This window comes from Pseudomonas wenzhouensis (genome assembly GCF_021029445.1).
GTDB classification, from domain to species: Bacteria; Pseudomonadota; Gammaproteobacteria; order Pseudomonadales; family Pseudomonadaceae; genus Aquipseudomonas; species Aquipseudomonas wenzhouensis.
In genome coordinates this window covers 4,424,158-4,445,650 of record NZ_CP072610.1, presented here as the reverse complement: position 1 = coordinate 4,445,650, position 21,493 = coordinate 4,424,158, and the positions used below count along the sequence as shown (strand labels likewise).

General features: G+C 60.5%; 22 protein-coding genes. 8 read left to right on the top strand and 14 right to left on the bottom strand.

The features are described from left to right. Positions 1-3: 3 nt before the first annotated feature. From J7655_RS20730 to J7655_RS20720, 3 genes are all read right to left on the bottom strand, one after another. Positions 4-1,410: an aminoacyl-tRNA deacylase and HDOD domain-containing protein gene (locus J7655_RS20730; RefSeq protein ID WP_230926015.1), complete on the bottom strand. Its 1,407-nt coding sequence runs from the start codon at positions 1,408-1,410 to the stop codon at positions 4-6. 90 nt (positions 1,411-1,500) lie between these two features. After that, positions 1,501-3,576, bottom strand: a complete 2,076-nt coding sequence (recG, locus tag J7655_RS20725; protein WP_230926014.1) for an ATP-dependent DNA helicase RecG — start codon at positions 3,574-3,576, stop codon at positions 1,501-1,503. A gap of 8 nt (positions 3,577-3,584) precedes the next feature. Beyond that, positions 3,585-4,514, bottom strand: coding sequence for a hydrogen peroxide-inducible genes activator (locus tag J7655_RS20720; protein ID WP_024310059.1), 930 nt, complete (start codon positions 4,512-4,514; stop codon positions 3,585-3,587). Positions 4,515-4,697: 183 nt separating this feature from the next. Here J7655_RS20720 and J7655_RS20715 point away from each other — a divergent pair, with 183 nt between their 5' ends. Beyond that, positions 4,698-5,555, top strand: coding sequence for an NAD-dependent epimerase/dehydratase family protein (locus J7655_RS20715; protein ID WP_230926013.1), 858 nt, complete (start codon positions 4,698-4,700; stop codon positions 5,553-5,555). 16 nt (positions 5,556-5,571) lie between these two features. On the opposite strand, the gene J7655_RS20710 is transcribed toward J7655_RS20715, so the two are convergent. From J7655_RS20710 to J7655_RS20685, 6 genes are all read right to left on the bottom strand, one after another. Then, positions 5,572-6,297: a thiamine pyrophosphate-dependent enzyme gene (locus J7655_RS20710; RefSeq protein WP_230926012.1), complete on the bottom strand. Its 726-nt coding sequence runs from the start codon at positions 6,295-6,297 to the stop codon at positions 5,572-5,574. Positions 6,298-6,352: 55 nt separating this feature from the next. Further along, positions 6,353-6,733, bottom strand: coding sequence for a RidA family protein (locus J7655_RS20705; RefSeq protein ID WP_013717760.1), 381 nt, complete (start codon positions 6,731-6,733; stop codon positions 6,353-6,355). Between the two features lie 68 nt (positions 6,734-6,801). Beyond that, the gene (gene spoT, locus J7655_RS20700; protein ID WP_230926011.1) at positions 6,802-8,913 is read right to left on the bottom strand and encodes a bifunctional GTP diphosphokinase/guanosine-3',5'-bis pyrophosphate 3'-pyrophosphohydrolase; all 2,112 of its coding nucleotides are present in this window, start codon (positions 8,911-8,913) and stop codon (positions 6,802-6,804) included. A 63-nt stretch (positions 8,914-8,976) separates the two neighbouring features. Then, entirely contained in the window at positions 8,977-9,240 is a 264-nt protein-coding gene (gene rpoZ, locus J7655_RS20695) for a DNA-directed RNA polymerase subunit omega (RefSeq protein ID WP_003464606.1), read from the bottom strand. A gap of 149 nt (positions 9,241-9,389) precedes the next feature. Continuing rightward, complete coding sequence (gmk, locus tag J7655_RS20690; RefSeq protein ID WP_230926010.1) at positions 9,390-10,007, bottom strand: guanylate kinase; 618 nt, start codon at positions 10,005-10,007, stop codon at positions 9,390-9,392. Between the two features lie 148 nt (positions 10,008-10,155). Then, a complete protein-coding gene (locus tag J7655_RS20685; RefSeq protein ID WP_230926009.1) occupies positions 10,156-11,019 on the bottom strand; it encodes a YicC/YloC family endoribonuclease in 864 nt (287 codons plus the stop codon). A 185-nt stretch (positions 11,020-11,204) separates the two neighbouring features. On the opposite strand from J7655_RS20685, the gene rph reads away from it, so the two are divergent. Both rph and J7655_RS20675 read left to right on the top strand, forming a co-directional pair. Then, positions 11,205-11,924: a ribonuclease PH gene (gene rph, locus J7655_RS20680; protein ID WP_230926008.1), complete on the top strand. Its 720-nt coding sequence runs from the start codon at positions 11,205-11,207 to the stop codon at positions 11,922-11,924. A 26-nt stretch (positions 11,925-11,950) separates the two neighbouring features. After that, positions 11,951-12,322 (top strand): DUF4870 domain-containing protein, encoded by a 372-nt coding sequence (locus J7655_RS20675; RefSeq protein ID WP_147809937.1) that lies wholly within the window; start codon positions 11,951-11,953, stop codon positions 12,320-12,322. 171 nt (positions 12,323-12,493) lie between these two features. Here J7655_RS20675 and yacG read toward each other — a convergent pair whose 3' ends face one another. The 5 genes from yacG to pilB form a co-directional block, all read right to left on the bottom strand. Continuing rightward, positions 12,494-12,688: a DNA gyrase inhibitor YacG gene (yacG, locus tag J7655_RS20670; protein WP_230926007.1), complete on the bottom strand. Its 195-nt coding sequence runs from the start codon at positions 12,686-12,688 to the stop codon at positions 12,494-12,496. Continuing rightward, the gene (gene coaE / locus J7655_RS20665) at positions 12,685-13,293 is read right to left on the bottom strand and encodes a dephospho-CoA kinase (protein ID WP_420850959.1); all 609 of its coding nucleotides are present in this window, start codon (positions 13,291-13,293) and stop codon (positions 12,685-12,687) included. The genes yacG and coaE overlap by 4 nt, the downstream gene beginning before the upstream one ends. Before the next feature lie 546 nt (positions 13,294-13,839). Then, a complete protein-coding gene (locus J7655_RS20660) occupies positions 13,840-14,706 on the bottom strand; it encodes a prepilin peptidase (protein ID WP_230926005.1) in 867 nt (288 codons plus the stop codon). Positions 14,707-14,709: 3 nt separating this feature from the next. Further along, positions 14,710-15,930, bottom strand: a complete 1,221-nt coding sequence (locus J7655_RS20655; RefSeq protein ID WP_230926004.1) for a type II secretion system F family protein — start codon at positions 15,928-15,930, stop codon at positions 14,710-14,712. Between the two features lie 3 nt (positions 15,931-15,933). Next, a complete protein-coding gene (pilB, locus tag J7655_RS20650; RefSeq protein WP_230926003.1) occupies positions 15,934-17,634 on the bottom strand; it encodes a type IV-A pilus assembly ATPase PilB in 1,701 nt (566 codons plus the stop codon). A 273-nt stretch (positions 17,635-17,907) separates the two neighbouring features. On the opposite strand from pilB, the gene J7655_RS20830 reads away from it, so the two are divergent. The 5 genes from J7655_RS20830 to J7655_RS20625 all read left to right on the top strand — a co-directional run bounded on the left by J7655_RS20830 (position 17,908) and on the right by J7655_RS20625 (position 21,204). Continuing rightward, entirely contained in the window at positions 17,908-18,093 is a 186-nt protein-coding gene (locus J7655_RS20830) for a prepilin-type N-terminal cleavage/methylation domain-containing protein (protein WP_041976804.1), read from the top strand. Between the two features lie 11 nt (positions 18,094-18,104). After that, a complete protein-coding gene (locus J7655_RS20640) occupies positions 18,105-18,563 on the top strand; it encodes a hypothetical protein (RefSeq protein WP_155294766.1) in 459 nt (152 codons plus the stop codon). Between the two features lie 82 nt (positions 18,564-18,645). After that, positions 18,646-19,455: a hypothetical protein gene (locus J7655_RS20635; protein ID WP_230926002.1), complete on the top strand. Its 810-nt coding sequence runs from the start codon at positions 18,646-18,648 to the stop codon at positions 19,453-19,455. Beyond that, entirely contained in the window at positions 19,418-20,296 is an 879-nt protein-coding gene (locus J7655_RS20630) for a hypothetical protein (RefSeq protein WP_230926001.1), read from the top strand. Before J7655_RS20635 ends, J7655_RS20630 begins: the two co-directional genes overlap by 38 nt. Further along, positions 20,293-21,204, top strand: coding sequence for an ABC transporter ATP-binding protein (locus J7655_RS20625; protein ID WP_230926000.1), 912 nt, complete (start codon positions 20,293-20,295; stop codon positions 21,202-21,204). The genes J7655_RS20630 and J7655_RS20625 overlap by 4 nt, the downstream gene beginning before the upstream one ends. The last annotated feature ends 289 nt before the right edge of the window (positions 21,205-21,493 follow it).

Below are 21,493 nucleotides of genomic sequence, written 5' to 3'. Positions count from 1 at the left end.
TGGTCAGTGCGGCTGCTGGAATTGCGCGGCCAGTTCACGCAGGGCGACTTCGGCGCTGAGCACCTTGCTCACGGCGTCTTCGGCTTTTTCCCGGCTGATACCGAGCGCCTCGAACAGCTCATCAGGGATCTCGCTCTGCGGGCCGGCACCGATGCCCCGATTGCGCAGCAGGCTGACCGCCAGGCACACCAGGTTGGGGAAGGCGGCACTGTCACCGGCATAGGACGGATCATGCTGGAAGCGTAGCGCGCTGGACAGCTCTTCGGGCATATCCCAGTGACGCATCAGCCAGGCACCGATTTGTTCGCGGGTGATGCCCAGCAGGTGCTGCTCGATATGGCTGTGCGACAGGTGCGGGTTGACCTCCAGGTGACGGCAGATCAACGAGAAGTGCGGTGGGAACACATGCGCCAGGACCAGGTAGCCGAAGTTGTGCAGCAGACCGGCCAGGTAGGTCAGGCCGGCTTCCGGGCGCTGTGCGCGCGGCATGGCGCGGGTCAGGCCCTCGATCACTGCAGCGGTATAGATCGCTTGCTGCCAGTAAGGGGTGGCGTGCTGCGGCTGATCCTTGGGCAGGCTCAGGGTCTTGCCCAGGGCCAGGCCCAGGGCCAGGTTGATCACCAGATCGAAGCCCAGCACGCGGACGATGGCATCTTCCACCGAGCGGATCTTGCCGGGCGCCGCGTAATACGGTGAGGCTGCCCAGCTGACCACCTGAGCGGCCAGCGCGGGATCGGTTTCGACCACGCCGGTGATGTCGTCCACCGTGGCATTGGGATCGACACGCAGCTTGATGATCTTCTGCGCGGTTTCCGGCAGCGGCGGAATCTCGATGGTTTCTTCCAGGCGTTGCTGGATGCGGCGTGCGGTAAAGGCCTGCACGGCTTGGGTGATTTCCGCGCGGTCATCATGCGGGCGATCGAGGTTTGGTTTGATCGCGCTGACCGGCTCACCGAAACGCGCCGCGCTGGCCTTGCTCAGCAGCGCCTTGAAGGCTTCGGTGGGGATTTCCAGCAACACCCCAGGCTGGCCGGACTCGATCAGCAGACTGGGCACCTGCAGCAGGCGTTCTTCGTACAGGCAGGGCGAGCTGGTCAGCGGCGGCAAACCGGGCAGTGCGGCCAGATTGTGCTTGCCGAGCATGCGCTCCAGGCGTTCCGGCTTGACCGCCGTGAGCTGGCGCCCAGTCAGTTCGGCCAGGCGCGACAGATCGAGCATTTGGCTACGCGGATAGAGCACCAGCAGGGCACCGATAGCATCGTCCACCAGCACGGCCTGCAGGCGCGCCTCACTTGGCTGACCTAGGCGCTCCGCGCGCACCTGATAGGGCACGGCGAGTTTCTCCAGCAATTGCACGATCACGGCAGGCGCTTGGGCTGTGGCGTTGGCGGCGAGGGCGGCTTCAGTCATATCGATATCCAGCGTTGGCGCATGTCCTCGGAGTATAACCAGCGAGGATTTGCGCAATGGTTGGTGGCGACGGTTGTCCTGTGAACAGGTTCACACTTGACCGTATTGCTGGCCATGACGCAACCAGCGTTCCAACAATGGCGCTACATGTTGTGGCCAATGTTGCAAAAGTGCCTGCGCGGCATCACGCACGGCGGGCAGTAGGTCGGCGTCGCGCATCAGGTCGGCGACCTTGAATTGCAGCAGGCCGGTCTGCCGGGTGCCGAGCATTTCCCCTGGGCCACGCAGCTCCAGATCCTTCTCGGCGATGATGAAGCCATCGGTGGTCTCGCGCATGATCGCCAGGCGTTCGCGGCCCAGTTGCGACAAGGGGGCGTGATAGAGCAGCACGCAGTGGCTGGCGGCGCTGCCGCGACCGACCCGGCCACGCAACTGGTGCAGCTGGGCCAGGCCCAGGCGCTCGGGGTTTTCGATGATCATCAGGCTGGCGTTGGGTACGTCGACGCCGACCTCGATGACCGTGGTGGCCACCAGCAGCTGCAAGTTGCCCTGTTTGAATTCGTCCATCACCGCGGCCTTTTCGGCCGGCTTCATGCGCCCGTGGATCAGCCCGACGCGCAGCTCGCCGAGCGCGGCGGAGAGCTCCTCGAAGCTGGTTTCCGCCGCCTGGCAGGTGAGCTCCTCGGATTCCTCGATCAGGGTGCACACCCAGTAGGCCTGGCGCCCCTGCTGACAGGCGTTGCGTACGCGTTCGACCACCTCATCGCGGCGGCTGTCGGCGATCACCAGGGTGTTGACCGGCGTGCGCCCTGGCGGCAGCTCGTCGAGGATCGAGGTGTCCAGGTCGGCGTAGGCGCTCATCGCCAGGGTGCGCGGGATGGGGGTGGCGGTCATGATCAACTGGTGCGGGCAGAGGCGACCGTCGATGCCCTTCTGGCGCAGGGCCAGGCGCTGCTGCACGCCGAAGCGGTGCTGTTCGTCGATGATCACCAGGGCCAGGCGCTTGAACTTCACCTCGTCCTGGAACAGGGCGTGGGTGCCGACCACCATCGGGCAGCCGCTGGCGATCTGTTCCAGCGCCGCTGTGCGGGCCTTGCCCTTGAGCTTGCCGGCCAGCCAGGCGACGTCCAGGCCGAGCGGTGCCAGCCACTTGCTGAAATTGAGAAAGTGCTGCTCGGCGAGAATCTCGGTCGGCGCCATCAGCGCCACCTGATAACCGGCCTCCAGCGCCTGCAGCGCGGCCAGTGCGGCGACCACCGTCTTGCCGGCGCCGACGTCACCCTGCACCAGGCGCAGCATGGGCTCGCTCTGCGCCAGGTCGTAGGCGATCTCGGCCCCCACGCGCTGTTGCGCGCCGGTGGGGGCGAAGCCGAGGTTGGCCAGGTACTGCTGCGGCAGCTTCTTCGCTGGCGGCAGTGCTGGCGCCTGTTGCGCGCGCACCTGTTCACGCAGGCGTTGCAGCGACAGCTGATGAGTGAGCAGTTCCTCAAAGGCCAGACGATGCTGGGCCCAGTGGCGACCCTCGGCGAGTTCTTCGACATCGGCGTCCGGCGGCGGCCGGTGCAGGTAGCGGATAGCCTCATCCAAAGGTGCCAGGCGATAGTCGCGGGCCAGCTCGTCGGGCAGCCAGTCCGGCAGACTGCGTGGGCCGAGACGCGCCAGAGCCTGCTGGCTGAGCTGGCGCAGACGCTGCTGGGTCAGGCCTTCGGTGGTCGGGTAGATGGGCGTCAGGCTCTGCTCTACCGGGGCCGGCTCGTCGCCGCTCTGCGCGCGGTATTCCGGGTGGTAGATCTCCAGGCCGGTGGCGCCGGGGCGTACTTCACCGTAGCAGCGCAGGGCGGTGCCGCGCTTGAGGCCGTCCTTCTGCGCCTGACTGAAGTGAAAGAAACGCAGGCTCAGCGTGCCGCTGCCGTCCTGCAGACGCACCAGCAGGCTGCGGCGCCGGCCCATGACCACGTCGGCGCCGGCAACGATGCCTTCGACCACCGCATCCTGCCCCGGACGCAACGCGCCGATGGGGGTGATGCGGGTGCGATCCTGGTAGCGCAGCGGCAGATGGAATAGCACGTCCTGCAGGTTTTCCAGGCCAACCTTGGCCAGTTTTTCCGCCAGCGCGGCGCCTACGCCTTTCAGCGCGGTGACGGAAACCGCAGACAGCTCGCTCACGTCCGGCCTCAGACTGCCTTGGTCTGCGGGCTGCGGGCGACCGAGCAGAGGCGGATCGAGTCGGCCAGCACTTCGATGGCGTTGGGCCGCGGGAAGCTGGCGCGCCAGGCGATGGCCACGGTGCGGAAGGGGACTGGTGCGCTGAGCGGACGCACTTCGATCACGCCCGGCGCGTAGTGATGGCTGTCCACCGCCGAGAACGGCAGGATCGACACGCCCAGGCCGGAGGCGACCATATGGCGGATGGTTTCCAGCGAGCTGGATTCCACCGTGGTGTGCTTGCCGTGGTCGTCGCCGCCCTTGCGCAGGGTCGGACAGGCTTCCAGCACCTGATCGCGGAAGCAGTGGCCTTCACCGAGCAGCAGCAGGCTCTTGTCGTTGAGCAGCTTGGTGTCGATGGTTTCCATCGCTGCCCAGGGGTGGCCGGCTGGCAGCAGCGCGTAGAAGGGCTCGTCGTACAGTGGCTTGGTCAGGACATCGGCCTCCTGGAACGGCAGGGCGATGATGATGGCGTCCAGCTCGCCAGTGCGCAGCTTGTCGCGCAGGATGTGGGTGAAGTTTTCCTCGATGTACAGCGGCATGTCCGGGGCGACCCGGTGCAGCTGCGGAATCAGGTGCGGGAACAGATAGGGGCCGACGGTGTAGATGGCGCCGATCTTCAGCGGGGCGGTCAGCTGGTTCTTGCCGGCCTGAGCCAGCTCGCGAATGCCCTGGGCCTGCTCCAGCACTTTCTGCGCCTGGGTGACGATGCCCTCACCGACCGGGGTCAGGCGCACGGCGCTCTTGCTGCGCTCGAAGATCAGTACGCCGAGCTCGTCCTCCAGCTTCTTCACGCCCACCGACAGGGTCGGCTGGCTGACGTGGCAGCGTTCCGCGGCGCGGCCGAAATGCTGTTCCTGGGCGAGGGTGACGATGTAGCGCAGTTCGGTGAGGGTCATAGTGTTTATCCATTAAGTTGCCGCCAAGCATAGCCTTTGCAAACAGATGAACCAACCGCGCTAATAGACTGTTGCAAAACTATCGCGAGGTTGGCGTCCGCTGTGCCCTACTGCCAGGCAGGCGCTGACGGTTGCACGCGGGCTGTTACACTGCGCCATCGCATAACAGTCATGGAGAACAGCATGTCGCACTGCAACAGCCTGCTGATTGCCGGGTGTGGAGACGTCGGAACCCGTCTGGGCCTGCGTATGGCCGAACAGGGCTGGCGCGTACTGGGCATGCGCCGCAACGTGGCGGCTCTGCCGTCTGCCATCGAACCGCTGGCGGGCGATCTGCATGCCGATGCCTGCCCGGCGGATTGGCCGCAGGGGCCGCTGGACTACCTCGTCTACTGTGCGGCGGCGACCCAGCACGACGAGGCCGGCTACCGCGCGGCCTATGTCGATGGCCTGCGCCGCGTGCTGGGTTGGCTGGCGCAGCATGGCCAGCGTCCACGGCGCATCCTGTTCGCCTCCAGCAGTGGGGTGTATGGGCAACAAGGCGGCGAGTGGGTCGACGAAGACTCTGCGGCTGAGGCGCAGAGCTTTTCGGCGGTGATCATGCGCGAGGCCGAACGCGTCGCGCTCGACAGTGGTCTGCCGGCCACCACTGTGCGCCTGACCGGCCTCTACGGCCCTGGTCGTGAGTGGTTGCTGAGCCAGGTGCGCGGTGGCTATCGGGTCAGTGAGACGCCGCCGTTATATGGCAATCGTATTCATGTCGACGATGCTGCCGGGCTGTTCGCCACGCTGTTGCAGGCAGACGTTGCCGGTAAGCCCTTGGCCGATTGCTATCTGGGTGTCGATGACGAGCCGGCGCCACTACACGAAGTAGTCGCTTGGCTGCGTGAGCAACTGGGCGTGAGCCACTGGAGTGACGAGCAGCGCGTGCGCCGCGCCGGCAGCAAGCGTTGCAGCAATGCCCGCGCTCGCGCGCTGGGTTGGACGCCGCAGTATCCCAGTTACCGCGAGGGCTATGCGGCGATCTTGCAAGGCCAATGACGGGTGGCCGTTACCTTTAGCGGCGTTTGAGCAGCCAGCGCTGCGGGCCAGGCTGGTACTCGGGCATCTCGTCGAATTGGGCGCGATTGTGCGCTTCGAAGATGCGCAACTGGTTGCCCTCGTGCACGAACAACCAGGGGCTGCCTTGCTCGCCGGCTTGTAGCCAGATGCTGTCATGCTCGCCGCTCATGGCGGCGCAATCGCCTGCCAGGCACAGGGCGAAACGTTCGGCACCGGGCAGGCCTTGCACCTGGCCGTTGCTGTTGAAGCGCACCAGACCGCCCTGGCCGAGGCCTTCCTCGATCAGCCAGTCGCCGCCCAGGTAATCACGGTACAGTGCCTGCTCGAAACTGCCGCCCAGCGCTCTGGACTCACCGGCAACGCGGGTGAAGTGCTGCTCGGGCCAGTATTCGCTGGCGCTCTGCACCAGCTCGCCGTTGTGCATGGCCAACTGTTCGTTGTAATCACCGTAGAAGGTCACCTGCCAGCGGCCCTCACCCGTGCTCTGCAGCGTGCCTTCGGCCAGTTCGAAGCCGTTGCTGTAGCTGGCCTGGTGCTGTTCAGCGTCGATATGCCATTCGAGGTTGGGGCCGTAGGCGAGCAGGGCTTCGCGCAGGCGACCGCTTTCGCGCGCGGCATCGATGGCTGCCTGGTTGATCCAGGTGCCAGTCGGGTCGTTGTTCGGTGTGCTGGCGCAGCCGCCGAGCAGGGCGCCGCATAGCAGCAGAGGAAGCAGACGCATGGCGATCTCCATGCCGGGGAAGGGCGAGCGGAGCCGGGTGCCCCGCTCGAACGACTTACTCGATGACCAGGATGGCGTCCATTTCCACCTGCGCGCCGCGCGGGAGAGCGGCTACGCCGATGGCGGCACGCGCCGGGTAGGGCTGCTCGAAATAACGGCCCATCACTTCGTTGACCTTGGCGAAGTGCGACAGGTCGGTGAGGAAGATGTTCAGCTTGACGATGTCCTTGAACGAACCACCGGCGGCTTCGGCAACGGCCTTGAGGTTCTCGAACACCTGTACGGTCTGGGCTTCGAAGCCTTCGACCAGCTCCATGCTTACCGGATCGAGCGGGATCTGCCCGGACATGTACACGGTGTTGCCAGCCTTGATCGCCTGGGAGTAAGTGCCGATGGCGGCCGGTGCCTTATCGCTGGTAATGACGGTCTTGCTCATGAATCGCTCCTCGTGAGAACTGGCTGGGTCGAGCACCCAGCCTACAGAATCGAAATAGGGGAATTATGTCAGGCGCGCACTCGGGTGATACGCATCACGCCCTTGAGCGCGCGCAGTTTCTTGATCACGCGGGCCAGGTGCACGCGGTCATGCACGCTGACCACCAGTTGCACCACGCTGATACGGCCATCACGTTCGTCCATGCTGATCTTCTCGATGTTGCCATCGGCAGCATTGACGCTGCTGGCCAGCAGGGCGATCAGGCCGCGCTGGTGTTCCAGCTCGACGCGCAGCTCGACGTTGAATTCGCCGGTGACGTCCTTGGCCCAGTTGAGCTGGATGCACTTTTCCGGGTTGTGGCGGATATCGACGATGTTCCGGCAGCTCTCCATGTGTACCACCATGCCCTTGCCGGCGGACAGGTAGCCGACGATGGGGTCGCCCGGAATCGGCGTGCAGCACTTGGCGTAGCTCATTACCAGGCCTTCGGTGCCACGGATCGCCAGCGGCCCTTCGCTGCTCGGCAGGGTGTCGTCGCCATTTTCGGCCAGCAGGCGGCGGGCCACGACGTAGGCCATGCGATTGCCCAGGCCGATATCCTCCAGCAGGTCCTCGATGACCTCCTGGCGGTATTCGCCGAGCACCGTTTGCACGCGCTCGGGCGCAATCTTCTCCAGGTGCGTATCGAAGCTGGCCAGCACCTTGTTCAGCAGGCGTTCGCCGAGGCTGATGGATTCCGAGCGGCGCTGCTGCTTGAGAGCGTGGCGGATGTGCGTGCGCGCCTTGCCGGTGACCACGAAGTTGAGCCAGGCCGGATTCGGTCGGGCGCCGGGGGCGGTGACGATTTCCACGGTCGAGCCGCTTTCCAGTGCTTGCGACAGCGGCGCCAGACGGCGGTTGATACGGCAGGCGATGCAGGTGTTGCCGACGTCAGTGTGCACCGCGTAGGCGAAGTCGACCGCCGTGGAGCCCTTCGGCAGCTCCATGATGCGACCCTTGGGCGTGAACACGTAGACCTCGTCCGGGAACAGGTCGATCTTCACGCTCTCGATAAATTCCAGCGAGTTGCCGGCGCGTTGCTGCAGCTCCAGCACGCCCTTGACCCACTGGCGCGCGCGGGCATGGTTGCCCTTGGGCGCTTCGTCCTCGTTGGACTTGTACAGCCAATGCGCGGCGATGCCGTTGTTGGCCATCTCTTCCATCTCGCGGGTGCGGATCTGGATCTCGATGGGTACGCCGTGCATGCCGAACAGCGTGGTGTGCAGCGACTGGTAGCCGTTGGCCTTGGGAATCGCGATGTAATCCTTGAAGCGCCCGGGCAAGGGTTTATACAAGTTGTGCACGGCGCCGAGCACGCGGTAGCAGGTGTCGACCTTGTCGACGATGATGCGGAATGCGTAGACGTCCATGATCTCGTTGAACGCCTTACGTTTGCCGCGCATCTTCTGGTAGATGCTGTAGAGGTGCTTCTCGCGGCCGATCACTTCGCCTTCCATGCCCTCGCGTTGCAGGCACATCTGGATCGATTCCTCGATCTTGGCGACGATTTCCTTGCGGTTGCCCCGGGCGCGGCGCACAGCGGCGCGAATGCGCTCGGAGCGCATCGGGTGCATGGCCTTGAAGCCCAGGTCTTCGAACTCCACGCGCATGTTGTGCATGCCCAACCGGTTGGCGATGGGCGCGTAGATTTCCAGGGTTTCCTTGGCGATGCGCCGGCTCTTCTCGTGCGGCATGGCATCGAGGGTGCGCATGTTGTGCAGGCGATCGGCGAGCTTGACCAGAATCACGCGGATGTCGCGGGCCATGGCCATGGCCATCTTCTGGAAGTTCTCGGCCTGCGCCTCGGCCTTGGTCTCGAAGTTCATCTGGGTCAGTTTGCTGACCCCGTCGACCAGTTCGGCCACGGTTTCGCCGAACTGCGCGTTGAGCGCTTCCTTGGCGATGCCGGTGTCTTCGATCACGTCATGCAGCATGGCGGCCATCAGGCTCTGATGATCCATGTGCATTTCAGCGAGGATGCTGGCCACGGCCAGCGGATGGGTCACGTAGGCTTCGCCACTGCGGCGGCGTTGGCCATCGTGCGCCTGTTCGGCGTAGAAATAGGCTCGGCGCACCAGGTTGACCTGGTCATGGCCGAGGTAGGCCGAAAGTCGGTCGGCGAGAGCGTCTATGCCAGCCATGGGGTATTCCCTTCAGGGCTGGCTTGGCTACACGCCGCGCGACTTCGACCCGGCATCATCGACTTACAGAGGCTCGTTGGCCTCTTCCTCGAAGGCAGCGAACAGCGGTTCTTCTTCGACGATGTCGTCCTGGGCAATCACGTCGTAATCCACCAGGCCGGCGGCGATTTCACGCAGGGCCACGACGGTGGGCTTGTCGTTTTCCCAAGCCACTTTCGGCTCTTTGCCGCCGGTGGCCAGCTGGCGCGAACGCTTGGTCGCGAGCATGACCAGTTCGAAGCGGTTATCAACGTTGTCCAGGCAATCTTCGACGGTAACGCGAGCCATGGTGTTCCTCGTAACGTGTGCGGATAAGCTTGGCCCGAGAGGGCGAGCGGACTGAATAGTGTAAAGCAGCTTCAAGCTTCAAGCTACAAGTAGGCGCCAAAACGGCCTTGCTTTTACCTGCAGCTTGTGGCTCGAAGCATGCGCGGCTTTTAGGCCAGCAACTCGCTGAGCAGGCCGGCATGGCGTTGCTGTTGCTGCGGTTGTGCCAGTTGGTTGCTGCGGAAGATGGCTTTCAGGTCGCTCAGGGCGTGGTTGAAGTCATCGTTGATCACCAGGTAGTCGTATTCGACGTAGTGGCTCATTTCGCTGACCGCTTCGCGCATGCGTCGTTCGATGATCTCGCCGCTGTCCTGGCCACGGTTGGTCAGGCGATGGCGCAGGGCTTCCTGGGTCGGCGGCAGAATGAAGATGGATTTGCTCTGCGGCATCAGCTTGCGCACCTGCTGCGCGCCCTGCCAGTCGATTTCCAGAATCAGGTCGAAGCCTTCGGCCAGGGTCTGCTCGACCCATTTCTGCGAGGTGCCGTAGAAGTTGTCGAACACCTGGGCGTGTTCGAGAAACTCGCTGCGCTCGATCATGGCGTTGAACTGCGCATGGTCGACGAAGTGGTAGTTCACCCCATTCACTTCGCCCGGGCGCATGGCGCGAGTGGTGTGCGAGACCGAAACGCGAATCTGCGCTTCGCTGTCGATCAGCGCCTTGACCAGGCTGGTCTTGCCGGCGCCGGAGGGGGCGGAAACGATGTAGAGGGTGCCGGTGGTGGCCATTAGATCTTCCTGAGCAAATCCTGGTGGACGTGAAAACGTAGCGAGCGACGGCTAGACAATGCGAAATCAGGTGAGAAAGCGGAGTTTACGACTGTAAATGAGCATTTCGAACCTGATTTAAACGCGGTATAGCCTAGCGCGGCAGTTTTCACTCGATGTTCTGTACTTGCTCGCGCATCTGCTCGATAAGCACCTTGAGGTTGACCGCAGCCTGTGTGCTGCGTGTATCGAACGCCTTGGAACCGAGGGTATTGGCCTCGCGGTTGAGTTCCTGCATCAGGAAGTCCAGGCGCCGCCCGGCAGCGCCGCCGGCCTTGAGTACGCGACGCACCTCGCTGACGTGAGTGCTGAGGCGATCCAGCTCCTCGGCGACATCGCTCTTTTGTGCGAGCAGCACCAGCTCCTGCTCCAGGCGTTGCGGGTCGAGTTCTGCCTGCATTTCTGCGAAGCGGGTTTCGATCTTGGCGCGCTGGCCGGCGAGCATCTGCGGCACCAGCTCGCGCAGGGCGGCGACTTCGTCGAGGATGCTGTCCAGGCGTTCGTTGAGCAGCTTGGCCAGCTCGGCGCCTTCGCGGGCACGTCCGGCCTTGAGTTCGCCCAAGGCCTGGTCGAACAGATTCAGCGCAGCGGCGTTGAGCGCCTGCGGGTCGGCCGAGTCGGCCACCAGTACGCCGGGCCAGGCCAGCACTTCCAGCGGGTTGAGCGGCGCCGGTTGCTGGATCAGCGCGGCGACCTGTTCGGCAGCGGCGATCACTTGGCGGGCGCGCTCGCTGTCGACCTGCAGTTGCTTGCCGGCGTTTTCCTCGGCGAAGCGCAGGGTGCACTCCACCTTGCCGCGTGACAGCCCCTGGCGCAGCGCTTCGCGCACGGCGCCTTCGAGGTCGCGAAAGGCTTCCGGCAGGCGCAGGTGTGGTTCGAGATAACGGTGATTGACCGAGCGCAGTTCCCAGCTCAGGGTGCCGTGGGCGGTTGCCTGCTCGTGGCGGGCAAAGGCCGTCATGCTGTGAACCATGGGATACCTCGCGAATGTCGATTCGAAAAACGCAGGATTGTAGCCCAGGGAGAGCGCCTGTTTCATGCGCCGGTGATCAGCTCTTGGCCCTGCCTGCTGTCAGTCGCTGCCAAATCGTCGTGCCCTGTCGGCGGCTGGCCCCTATAATGCGAGCTGTTTTCACTTAATGAAGTAGGTATCGCTCGATGAAACGTCCCAGTGGCCGCGCCGCCGATCAGTTGCGCTCGATTCGCATCACCCGCAACTACACCAAGCACGCCGAAGGCTCGGTGCTGGTGGAATTTGGCGATACCAAGGTGATCTGCACCGTCAGCGTCGAGTCCGGCGTGCCGCGCTTCCTCAAGGGGCAGGGCCAGGGTTGGCTGACTGCCGAATACGGCATGCTGCCGCGTGCCACCGGCGAGCGTAACCAGCGTGAGGCCAGTCGCGGCAAGCAGGGTGGTCGTACCCTGGAGATCCAGCGCCTGATCGGTCGTTCGCTGCGTGCCGCACTGGACATGAGCAAGCTCGGTGAGAACACCCTGTACGTCGATTGCGATGTGATCCAGGCTGACGGTGGCACCCGCACCGCGTCCATCACCGGTGCCATGGTGGCGCTGATCGATGCACTGAAAGTGCTGAAGAAACGTGGTTCGCTCAAGGGCGAGCCGCTCAAGCAGATGATTGCGGCGGTATCGGTCGGCATCTACCAGGGCGAGCCGGTGCTGGATCTGGACTACCTGGAAGACTCCGCCGCCGAGACCGACCTCAACGTGGTGATGACCAATGCCGGTGGCTTCATCGAAGTGCAGGGCACCGCTGAAGGCGCACCGTTCCAGCCTGACGAATTCAACGCCATGCTGGCATTGGCGCAGAAAGGCATGAACGAGATCTTTGAACTGCAGCAGGCCGCTCTGGTCGACTGAACCCGTAACGAGCAAGGAGCATCAGGATGAACGACGATCTGCAAAACCCGCTTCCGACGCCCAGTCAGGAAGCGCGCCAGTGGGCCATGTTCTGTCACTTCGCCGCGTTTCTCGGCCTGGTGTTCCCCTTTGGCAATCTGCTTGGCCCGCTTATCGTCTGGCAGGTGAAGAAGGATCTCGACCCCTTCGTCGATGCGCAGGGCAAGGAAGCGCTGAACTTCCAGATCAGCGTGGCCCTGGCCGCAGTGATCTGCTTCATCCTGATGGTGGTGGTGATCGGCTTCCCCATGCTCATGTTGCTGGGGCTGGCCGCGCTGGTGCTGACCATCATCGCCGGGATCAAAGCCAACGAGGGACAGCCTTATCGCTATCCCTTCAGTTGGCGGTTGCTGAAGTAGATCGTAGGCAATGAAAGGCCATGGCTAGGCCTGATGGGCTGTTGCGCAACTACCGGTATTGCCCTGCTGCATTGAAAACGATCGCATATGCCAACCCAGGCTTGTCGCTTCGATCAGCGCGACGGATGGTTCTGGAGGCTGCGTAAAGCCAGCAGGTGGGCCCCGATGCCTTCAGTGTGGCTGTGTCGGCAGGTCACCACTGAACACATCGTCTTCCAGATCATTGCCGGGAATCGCATGTTCACCGGCAGCCCAGGCGCCGAGATCGATCAGCTTGCAGCGCTCGCAACAGAACGGACGGTAGGTGTTTTCGGTTTTCCACTCGACGGGCGCACCACAGGTGGGGCATTGAACAGTCGTGGTCATGGCTGGCCTCCGCGTAGGGTCAGGTAGAAAGTGTGCAGGCGCTCGACCTGCGTATCCAGCCAGGCCATGTCGCGGTCATTGACCAGTACATCGTGGGCATGACGCAAGCGTTCTTCGCGGCTGGCCTGGGCCTGCATGATGGCGCGTACCTGCTCTTCCGAACTCTGGTCGCGCGCGATGGTGCGTTGCAGCTGCAACTCTGCGGGTGTATCGACCACCAGCACACGTTGGGTCATATGCCGCTGGCCGGATTCGACCAGCAGCGGTGACACCAGGATGGCGTAAGGCGACTCGGCGCGTGCCAGTACCTCAGCGATTTCCTGGCCGATCAGCGGATGCAGCAGGCTTTCCAGCCAGCGGCGCTGTTCGGGGTTGGCAAACACCAGCTTGCGCAGTGCGGCGCGATCCAGTTCGCCACTGGCTTGCAGCACGCCCTCGCCGAAATGCTCGACGATTTTCGCCAGCGCCGGGCGCCCAGGCTCTACTACCCAGCGCGCCGCGTGGTCGGCATCGACCACATGTATGCCGCGCGCGATAAAACCTTGCGCGACTGCGCTCTTGCCGCTGCCAATGCCGCCAGTCAGGCCGAGAATCCAGGGTTTCATCACGCCAATGCCGCCTCGTTATTGCTCAAGGGCGCGATTGTAGGGGGGATTGTAATGTGATGCGACCACGTCCGTGCTGTGCACCTACCTGTAGCCGCGCCCCGCCGCGAATCGATAGCAAGGCCAGCGCAAACCCAAAAGCTTCGCCCCGTGGCGGGGCTCCTACCGTGCAGGTTCGGCGCCGGCGATAATTGTTGCGTAGCTGTAGGAGCGGCGCCCCGCCGCGAATCGGTAGCAAGGCCAGCGCACCCCCAAAAGCTTCGCCCCGGGGCGGGGCTCCTACCGTGCAGGTTCGGCGCCGGCGATAATTGCTGCGTAGCTGTAGGAGCGGCGCCCCGCCGCGAATCGATAGTAAGGCCAGCGCAAAACCAAAGCTTCGCCCCGGGGCGGGGCTCCTACTGTGCAGGTTCGGCGCCGGCGATAATTGTTGCGTAGCTGTAGGAGCGGCGCCCCGCCGCGAATCGGTAGCAAGGCCAGTGCAAACCCAAAAGTTTCGCTCCAGGGCGGGGTACCTACAGTCTGGGTTGCCGATAGTGTTTGTGTGGATCAGAAGCCGGCGAACTTCAGATAGCTGCCGGTAATCACATCGCCCCACAGCAGCGCGACCCACCCGGCAATAGCCAGGTAAGGGCCAAAGGGCATTGGTGTGCTGGAGTCGCTACCGCGTATCCGCAGCAGAATCACCCCCAGTACAGCGCCGACCAGCGACGACAGCAGAATGGTCAGCGGCAAAATCTGCCAGCCCCCCCAGGCGCCAAGCATGGCCAGCAGCTTGAAGTCACCGTAGCCCATGCCTTCCTTGCCGGTGATCAGCTTGAACAGCCAGTACACCGACCATAGGCTCAGGTAACCGGCAATCGCGCCCCACAGAGCATCTTCCAGGCGGGTGAACAGCCCGAAGTAATTGACGATCAAACCCAGCCACAAAAGCGGCAGCACCAGCACGTCAGGTAGAAGCTGGTGATCAGTATCGATCAGGCTCATCGCCAGCAGCCCCCAGGCCAGAAGCAGCATTGCGCCGGCCTGCCAGGTGAAACCGAAATGCCAGGCGATGTAGCCGGAAAGCAGCCCGCAGGCCAGTTCGACGAGGGGGTAGCGCTTGCTGATTGGCGTTTTACAGTTCGAGCACTGACCGCGCAGGAACAGGTAGCTGAGTACCGGGATATTCTCCCAGGGGCGTATCTCGTGACCGCAGCCAGGACACGCAGAATTGGGTAGCAACAGGTTGAAGGTTTCTGCCTGTGGGGCTGGGGGCAATTCCAGCACTTCACGCGCCTGGCTCTGCCAGTCGCGCTGCAGCATCAGCGGCAGGCGGTAAACCACCACATTGAGGAAGCTGCCAATCAACAGGCCGAAAAGGGTACAGATAAAAACAAAGGCCGACAGATTGTCGGCCAGAAATTCGAACACCATGGGTTAGCCGACCACCGCACCAAGCTGGAAGATAGGCAGATACATCGCAATGATAAGGCCACCGACCAACACACCCAGCACGGCCATGATCAGCGGCTCCATCAGCGTGGTCAGGTTGTCCACGGCATTGTCTACTTCTTCTTCGTAATAACTGGCGGTTTTATCAAGCATTTCGTCCAGGGAGCCGGCCTCTTCGCCAATGGCGGTCATCTGCACGGCCATGGTGGGGAAAATACCCGTACTGCGCATGGAGAAGTTGAGCTGCATACCGGACGAAACATCGACTTTGATTTTATGCACGGCGTTGCGGAAAACCACATTGCCGGTTGCGCCTGCCACGGAGTCGAGCGCATCCACCAGTGGAACACCCGCTGCAAAGGTGGTGGCCAGGGTACGGGCGAAACGGGCTACCACTGCTTTGTACAAAATATCACCAACAATAGGCGCTTTTAGTAGAGCCCTGTCCAGTGAATCACGGAATTTCTCTGAACGCTTATAGGCTTGGGTAAAGGTGTAGGACGCAATGAACATCACCCCCAGCACGACGTACCACCATTCCTGCAAGCCTCGGGAGAGGTTTACAACTACTTGCGTAAACGCCGGCAGTTGAGCACCAAAGCCTTGGAAAACTGCTTCGAATTGTGGCACTACCTTGATCAGCAGAATGGCGGTCACGATCACCGCCACCACGATGACCGCGATCGGATAGGTCATGGCCTTCTTGATCTTGGCCTTGAGGGATTCGGTCTTTTCCTTGTAGGTGGCAATTCGGTCCAGCAGGGTTTCCAGCGCGCCGGACTGCTCGCCTGAGTCGACCAGGTTGCAATACAGGTCGTCGAAGTACATCGGCTTCTTGCGCAAGGATGAGGCAAAGCTGTTACCGGCAGCGACTTCCTGTTTGACCTCGTCGATCAGCTTGCGCATGTTCGGGTTGTCGAAGCCTTCGGCGATGATGTCGAACGACTGCAGCAGCGGTACGCCTGCCTTCATCATGGTGGCCATCTGGCGGGTGAACAAGGCGATGTCCATCGGCTTGATCTTTTTGCCCGCGCTGAACAGCGAAACGGCCTTTTTACGTACCTTGAGCGGGTTGATGCCCTGCTTGCGCAGTTGGGCCTTTACCAAAGCGGGGGATTGCCCGGAAATCTCGCCCTTGACCTTGCCGCCTTTACGATCGGTACCTTCCCAGGCGAATACGCTGGTTTTCAGTGCTTTTTCCGCCATGGATTAATCCTTGGTCACACGGTTGACTTCTTCCAGGCTGGTGATGCCCTGCATCGCCTTGAGCAGGCCGGAAGTACGGAGGTCATTGAAGCCGTCGGCCCTGGCCTGGGCGGCAATTTCAATGGAGTTGCCTTCCTCCATGATAATGCGTTGCAGGGCAGGCGTGATTTTAACTACTTCATAAATCCCCACCCTTCCTTTATAGCCGCCTTTGCAATTATCGCAGCCATTGGGGGCGTAAAGTTTGAAGCTGCCAATCTGGCTTTCCGGGAAGCCCTCTTTCAGCAGAGCCTCGCGCGGCAGCTCAACGACCTTCTTGCAACTGCAGAGTTTGCGCGCCAGGCGCTGGGCGATGATCAGGTTGACCGATGTGGCGATATTGAAGGCCGGCACACCCATATTGCGCAGGCGGGTCAGCGTTTCGGCGGCGCTGTTGGTGTGCAGGGTGGACATCACCATATGTCCGGTTTGCGCAGCCTTGATGGCAATCTCGGCGGTTTCCAGGTCACGAATCTCGCCGACCATGATCACGTCCGGATCCTGACGCAGGAAAGCGCGCAGCGCCTGGGCGAAGTCCATGCCGTGCTTCGGGTTGACATTGACCTGGTTAATACCTTCCAGGTTGATTTCCACCGGGTCTTCTGCCGTGGAAATATTGATGTCCGTAGTATTGAGGATATTCAGGCCGGTATACAGCGATACGGTTTTGCCTGAGCCGGTGGGGCCGGTCACCAGGATCATGCCCTGAGGCTGCTTCAGGGCGGTCATATACAGCTCCTTCTGCTCCTCCTCATAACCAAGCGCATCGATGCCCATTTGTGCGCTGGTGGGGTCGAGAATCCGCATCACGATCTTCTCACCCCACAAGGTGGGCAGGGTGTTGACGCGAAAGTCGATGGCCTTGTTTTTCGAAACCTTCATCTTGATGCGGCCATCCTGTGGCTTGCGCCGCTCGGAGATATCCAGCTGCGCCATGACCTTGAGACGAGCGGAAAGGCGGCTGGCCAACTGGATGGGCGGGCGCGCGACCTCATGCAGCATGCCGTCGGTACGAAAGCGCACGCGGTAGGTTTTTTCGTACGGCTCGAAGTGCAGATCGGAAGAGCCGCCCTTGATCGCATCCAGCAGCATCTTGTTAATAAAACGCACTACCGGTGCATCGTCGGCATCGCCACCAGAGACGGCATCGTCCTTGTCATCGGTGACGGCCTCCACATCCAGGCCGTCCAGGTCAACATCGGCTAAATCCTCCATGCCCGTATTGCCTGTATCGAAAAAACGCTCCAAGGCATCGCCCAGTTTGTCATCTTCGACCAGCAGGGCTTCTGTGCTCAGTCCGGCGCTGAATTGCACATCGGTCAGCGCCTGGTGGTTAGTCGGGTCGGACAGTGCAATAAACAGTTTGTTTCCCCGGCGATAGAGCGGCAATACCCGGTGTTGTCGGCAGAGCTTTTCGCTCAGTACATCCCGGGGTTGGCTGTCCTTGTCGATGGCAGTCAGGTCGAAATACGGGACACCGAATTGTTCTGCCGCTACTTCCGCCAGTGCACGGCTAGCGACCAGCTTGTTCTGTACCAGGTATGACACCAGGGGGATCTTGTTGCGGGCAGCCTGTGCCTGAGCATTGCTGGCGGCGCGCTCGTCGAGCAATTCGGCGTTGACGAGTTGCCGGGCCAGGCCGGTTGCGATCATGGTGTCATTCATTGCAATAGGTATCGACTGATGGCTAGACCATCTTTATAGCCCAAAGCCATGCAGTCGCCCAAGCAGGTTCTATAGGGGTGACCAAAAGTGTCAGTTGGTGACTCTTGCAGGGATGGCTCTGCCAGCAGTCGGCCCGCTTAAGGGCTCGCTAGAAGCTGGTTTGCACTGGGCTAGCGGCGTGGCCGAGCTTCGCGATAGGGACCAACTTTCTTGGCACGCTATCTGCTTTGGGTGTTCTAGGTCGTTGACCTTAACCACAATAGGAGTTCGTCCATGAAGTCTCTTAAGAAGCAAAAGGGTTTTACCCTGATCGAGCTGATGATCGTGATCGCGATCATCGGTATTCTGGCTGCTATCGCCATTCCTCAGTTTAATGATTATCGTCAAAAAGCGAACGATACTTCGGCGGTTGCTGATGTGAAGAACGGTGTTACATCTATTATTTCTTCTCTGCGCTAATGGTCTGGGTGATGAATATGAAAAAGATTACTCTTGTTCTCGCGGGGCTGATGGTGTCCGGTATGGCCTCTGCTGTTCAGTTGACCCAGTCAGGCAGTGTTAGCATGGATGATTGTGCTCCGCTGAATGAAAACGTACGTATTAACTTGAGCAATAATGTTCATGCTGGCGTTACGTGTAATGCCAATGCGGTTGCTCTATCTGCGTGCCATACTGGTGGCAAGGTGACTACTCGCTCTGTGCCGGTTAAGACTGTTGCTGCCGTCCCGGCTGATGGTATTCCAGAGCATATAGTGTCGTGCACTGTGGGTGCGGCAGATCCAGACTGTGCTCTAGAAGATGTGGTAGGTCCTGCTATGCCTTCTGCAACTACTATCTTGGGTACTGTTAATACTCAGTATCCTGGTGGTAATACTTGCACTGCAGCGGGCGCCGAAACTAACTCTACTGTTATGCTGCTTAACCCGTAATGTATTGGCGGGCGAGATTTATGTGTCTCGCCTGCCAGCTTTAAGTTTGGTGTGGAGAGTGTTGGGTGGATTGTAGTTTGTTATGAAGTTTCCTGCCATTTTTTTTGTGACCATTCGTTTGTCTTTTCGAGCTCGTTATATTGGGCTTGTTTTGTTTTCGGTTGTTTTCTTGTCATTAGCAGTGCTGTTGGGGGCTCAGTTTGCCGGGCGGCAGCCAGCAACTGTTGCTCTGGATGTGGGTATCTCGATCATTCGTTTGTTGTTGCCTTTTGTTGTCGTGATGTTGACTCAAGAGCTGCTTTCTAATGAGTTTGAGCGACGTTATTTTCTTAGTTCTCTTTCATATCCTTATACAAGACTATCTTGGTTGTGGGGGCGTTTTTTTGCTGTCACAGTTTTAATATTTGGTCTCCTGTGTCTTTTGGCGATTTTGCTGAGTGTTTTGGTTAGGTTGGCTGGGGAGGGGTACGTGCAGTCTACTCCAGTAGACCTTGTGGGCGGGTATCTTATTACGATGGGTTTCATCGCTTTAGATCTCCTGGTGTTAACTGCTCTGTCTAGCTTTCTGGCGTTGACCGCTTCGACATCGAGTTTTGTATTAGTAGGCACTTTTGGGTTTATGTTGGTGGCACGTTCCTTTGCGGCTATTATTGAATTGCTGGCTCGGGATTCTAGTGTGGTGTCTAACGCTGAAAGTTATGGTTCGGGTGTTGGGTTACTCGCTTACCTTCTTCCTGATTTGGGAGCGCTAGATGTTAGGGGGGTTTCATTGTATGGGCAGATGGAATTTCTGCCTGTAGATTGGCCGTGGTTGTTGTTGTCCTGTCTGATTTATGCTTTTGCTTTGATGGCGCTTGCTGTCTGGGCTTTCAATCGTAAGCGTTTTGTTTGATATGCGGCGCTACTATATTTCTCTGTTTTTGACGATATTGGGTTTTGCTCTATTTGCTACTTTGGTCTTCTGGCGCTCTCAGCAACTGCCTGAGCCGAATTACGGTGTGGCGTCAGATCGGGTTGTGGTTAGTGCTCCAATCCTTTTAGCTCTTTATGGTGGGGATCGATTTCTTGCTGCCAATTTAGAGGTTATGCGTCTGTCTGCAACTGGAATGGATTACGGTCAGTTTAACTCGCATTACTTGATTCGTGCTCAGCGTGTTGTTTCCGAGCTTAACCCCTGTCATGAGGATAACTATTACCTCGCTAACGGTCTTCTTACATGGGGCGGAGCTGTGGTAGAAGGGAATGATATTCTGCGTCGAGCCATTGACTGCCGTTTCTGGGATGGCATGCCCGGGTTTTTCTATGGCATAAATCTTTCTTTCTTCAATCGAAATGCCGATGAAGCTGCTCGGGTGTTGGAGGAGTCGGCGACTCGATGGCCAGAGAATGCTGCTGCTTTGCGCAAGTTGGCCGTAATGCTGAGGGTTGAGAAGTTCTCCGATGAGCGTCTGGCTTTAGAGTATCTGACTCTACAGCGCGATGTAGCTGATGACCTCCAACTACGTGAGATGTTGGATCGACGGGTTGTTCGCCTGCAGGGCTTGGTAGATTTGCGTGCCGCACAGCATCGTTATGAGGTTCTGCATGGCCCCCTGGGGGATCTAACCCAATTGGTAAGCTCCGGTGAGTTATTAGCATTTCCAGATGATCCTCTGGGGCTGGGCTATGAGTTGCGTGAAGGGCGTATCGAACTACGTAAATTGAAAATTGCAGGTTTGGAGGAGCAGCCTTGAGCGCTGTACTGGAGTTCAAAGGCGTCAGTCATACCTTTCGCGCCAAAGGTAAGGAACTTCGCGCACTGAATAACGTGAATTTCGCTCTCACCGAAGGCGAAGTCTTCGGTTTCGTTGGCCCTAATGGTGCCGGTAAGTCCACCACCATCAAAGTGATGCTGGATATCATCAACGACTATCAGGGCAAGGTAAGCATCTACGGTGTCGATGCTCATCGTGCCGAGGCACGTCAGCCTTTGGCGTTTGTGCCCGAGTCGCCAGCGCTCTATGAGCAGTTCACCCCGCTGGAAATACTGCGCATGGGCCTGTCCATGTATGGCATCAAGCGGGCGGATGCCGATGCCTGGTGCATGCATTGGCTGGAGCGCTTCTCCGTGGATATGAATGCCAAGCGGCGCATTCGTGAGTTGTCCAAGGGCAATGTGCAGCGTGTGGCGCTGGCCCATGCGATGGTCGTGCAGCCCAAGCTGCTGGTGCTGGATGAGCCGCTTTCCGGTCTTGATCCAGTCGGGCGCAAGGATGTGGTGGATATCCTTACCGAGTTCAAGCAGCAGGGTGGGGCGATCTTCTTCACCTCCCACGTGCTGCATGATGTGGAGCGTATTGCCGACCGCTTTGGCTTTATCAACAAGGGCGAGTTGCTGACCGTGCGCTCGCCGCGCGAGCTGGCTGCCGAGCGGGCTGACGATATGCTGGTTCGTTATCACGCGACGCAGCCGATTGGTCAGCCGTTGCGTGTGCTGCGCGAGGGGGAGTTCGAATGTGAGGTGCTGCAGGCTGAGCTGCCGGCCTTTATCGCCCAGTTGAATCAGGTGGGTGGCCATCTGTTGACGGTCAAGCCTGCAGTTTCGCTGGAGACGGTGTTCTTCAATATTCTCGACAGCGCCGGTAACAAAACCCCGGCCTGAGCTTGACTCTGTAGCCCCGTTTTGCGGTGTGCCGGCCATCGCTTCGCCGCGAGGCGCGGCTCCTACGAGAGCGATGCGTAGGTTTTTGCGATTTGCTGTGTGGGAGCCCAGGGGCGGGGCTTTTGGTTTTGCGGTGTGCCGGCCATTGTTTCGCCGCGAGGCGCGGCTCCTACGAGAGTGGTGCGTAGGTTTTTGCGATTTGCCGTGTGGGAGTCCAGGGGCGGGGCCTTTGGTTTTGCGGTGTGCCGGCCATCGCTTCGCCGCGAGGCGCGGCTCCTACGGGAGTGGT

Bases quoted from the DNA above. Each gene is read 5' to 3' on its own strand.
- J7655_RS20720 (WP_024310059.1), bottom strand. From the start codon at position 4,514: ATGACCCTCACCGAACTGCGCTACATCGTCACCCTCGCCCAGGAACAG.
- J7655_RS20730 (WP_230926015.1), bottom strand. From the start codon at position 1,410: ATGACTGAAGCCGCCCTCGCCGCCAACGCCACAGCCCAAGCGCCTGCC.
- coaE (WP_420850959.1), bottom strand. From the start codon at position 13,293: ATGAAACCCTGGATTCTCGGCCTGACTGGCGGCATTGGCAGCGGCAAG.
- pilB (WP_230926003.1), bottom strand. From the start codon at position 17,634: ATGAATGACACCATGATCGCAACCGGCCTGGCCCGGCAACTCGTCAAC.
- rpoZ (WP_003464606.1), bottom strand. From the start codon at position 9,240: ATGGCTCGCGTTACCGTCGAAGATTGCCTGGACAACGTTGATAACCGC.
- J7655_RS20685 (WP_230926009.1), bottom strand. From the start codon at position 11,019: ATGGTTCACAGCATGACGGCCTTTGCCCGCCACGAGCAGGCAACCGCC.
- J7655_RS20635 (WP_230926002.1), top strand. From the start codon at position 18,646: ATGAAGTTTCCTGCCATTTTTTTTGTGACCATTCGTTTGTCTTTTCGA.
- spoT (WP_230926011.1), bottom strand. From the start codon at position 8,913: ATGGCTGGCATAGACGCTCTCGCCGACCGACTTTCGGCCTACCTCGGC.
- J7655_RS20715 (WP_230926013.1), top strand. From the start codon at position 4,698: ATGTCGCACTGCAACAGCCTGCTGATTGCCGGGTGTGGAGACGTCGGA.
- gmk (WP_230926010.1), bottom strand. From the start codon at position 10,007: ATGGCCACCACCGGCACCCTCTACATCGTTTCCGCCCCCTCCGGCGCC.
- J7655_RS20660 (WP_230926005.1), bottom strand. From the start codon at position 14,706: ATGGTGTTCGAATTTCTGGCCGACAATCTGTCGGCCTTTGTTTTTATC.
- J7655_RS20710 (WP_230926012.1), bottom strand. From the start codon at position 6,297: ATGCGTCTGCTTCCTCTGCTGCTATGCGGCGCCCTGCTCGGCGGCTGC.
- J7655_RS20640 (WP_155294766.1), top strand. From the start codon at position 18,105: ATGAATATGAAAAAGATTACTCTTGTTCTCGCGGGGCTGATGGTGTCC.
- yacG (WP_230926007.1), bottom strand. From the start codon at position 12,688: ATGACCACGACTGTTCAATGCCCCACCTGTGGTGCGCCCGTCGAGTGG.
- J7655_RS20675 (WP_147809937.1), top strand. From the start codon at position 11,951: ATGAACGACGATCTGCAAAACCCGCTTCCGACGCCCAGTCAGGAAGCG.
- J7655_RS20830 (WP_041976804.1), top strand. From the start codon at position 17,908: ATGAAGTCTCTTAAGAAGCAAAAGGGTTTTACCCTGATCGAGCTGATG.
- rph (WP_230926008.1), top strand. From the start codon at position 11,205: ATGAAACGTCCCAGTGGCCGCGCCGCCGATCAGTTGCGCTCGATTCGC.
- J7655_RS20655 (WP_230926004.1), bottom strand. From the start codon at position 15,930: ATGGCGGAAAAAGCACTGAAAACCAGCGTATTCGCCTGGGAAGGTACC.
- J7655_RS20705 (WP_013717760.1), bottom strand. From the start codon at position 6,733: ATGAGCAAGACCGTCATTACCAGCGATAAGGCACCGGCCGCCATCGGC.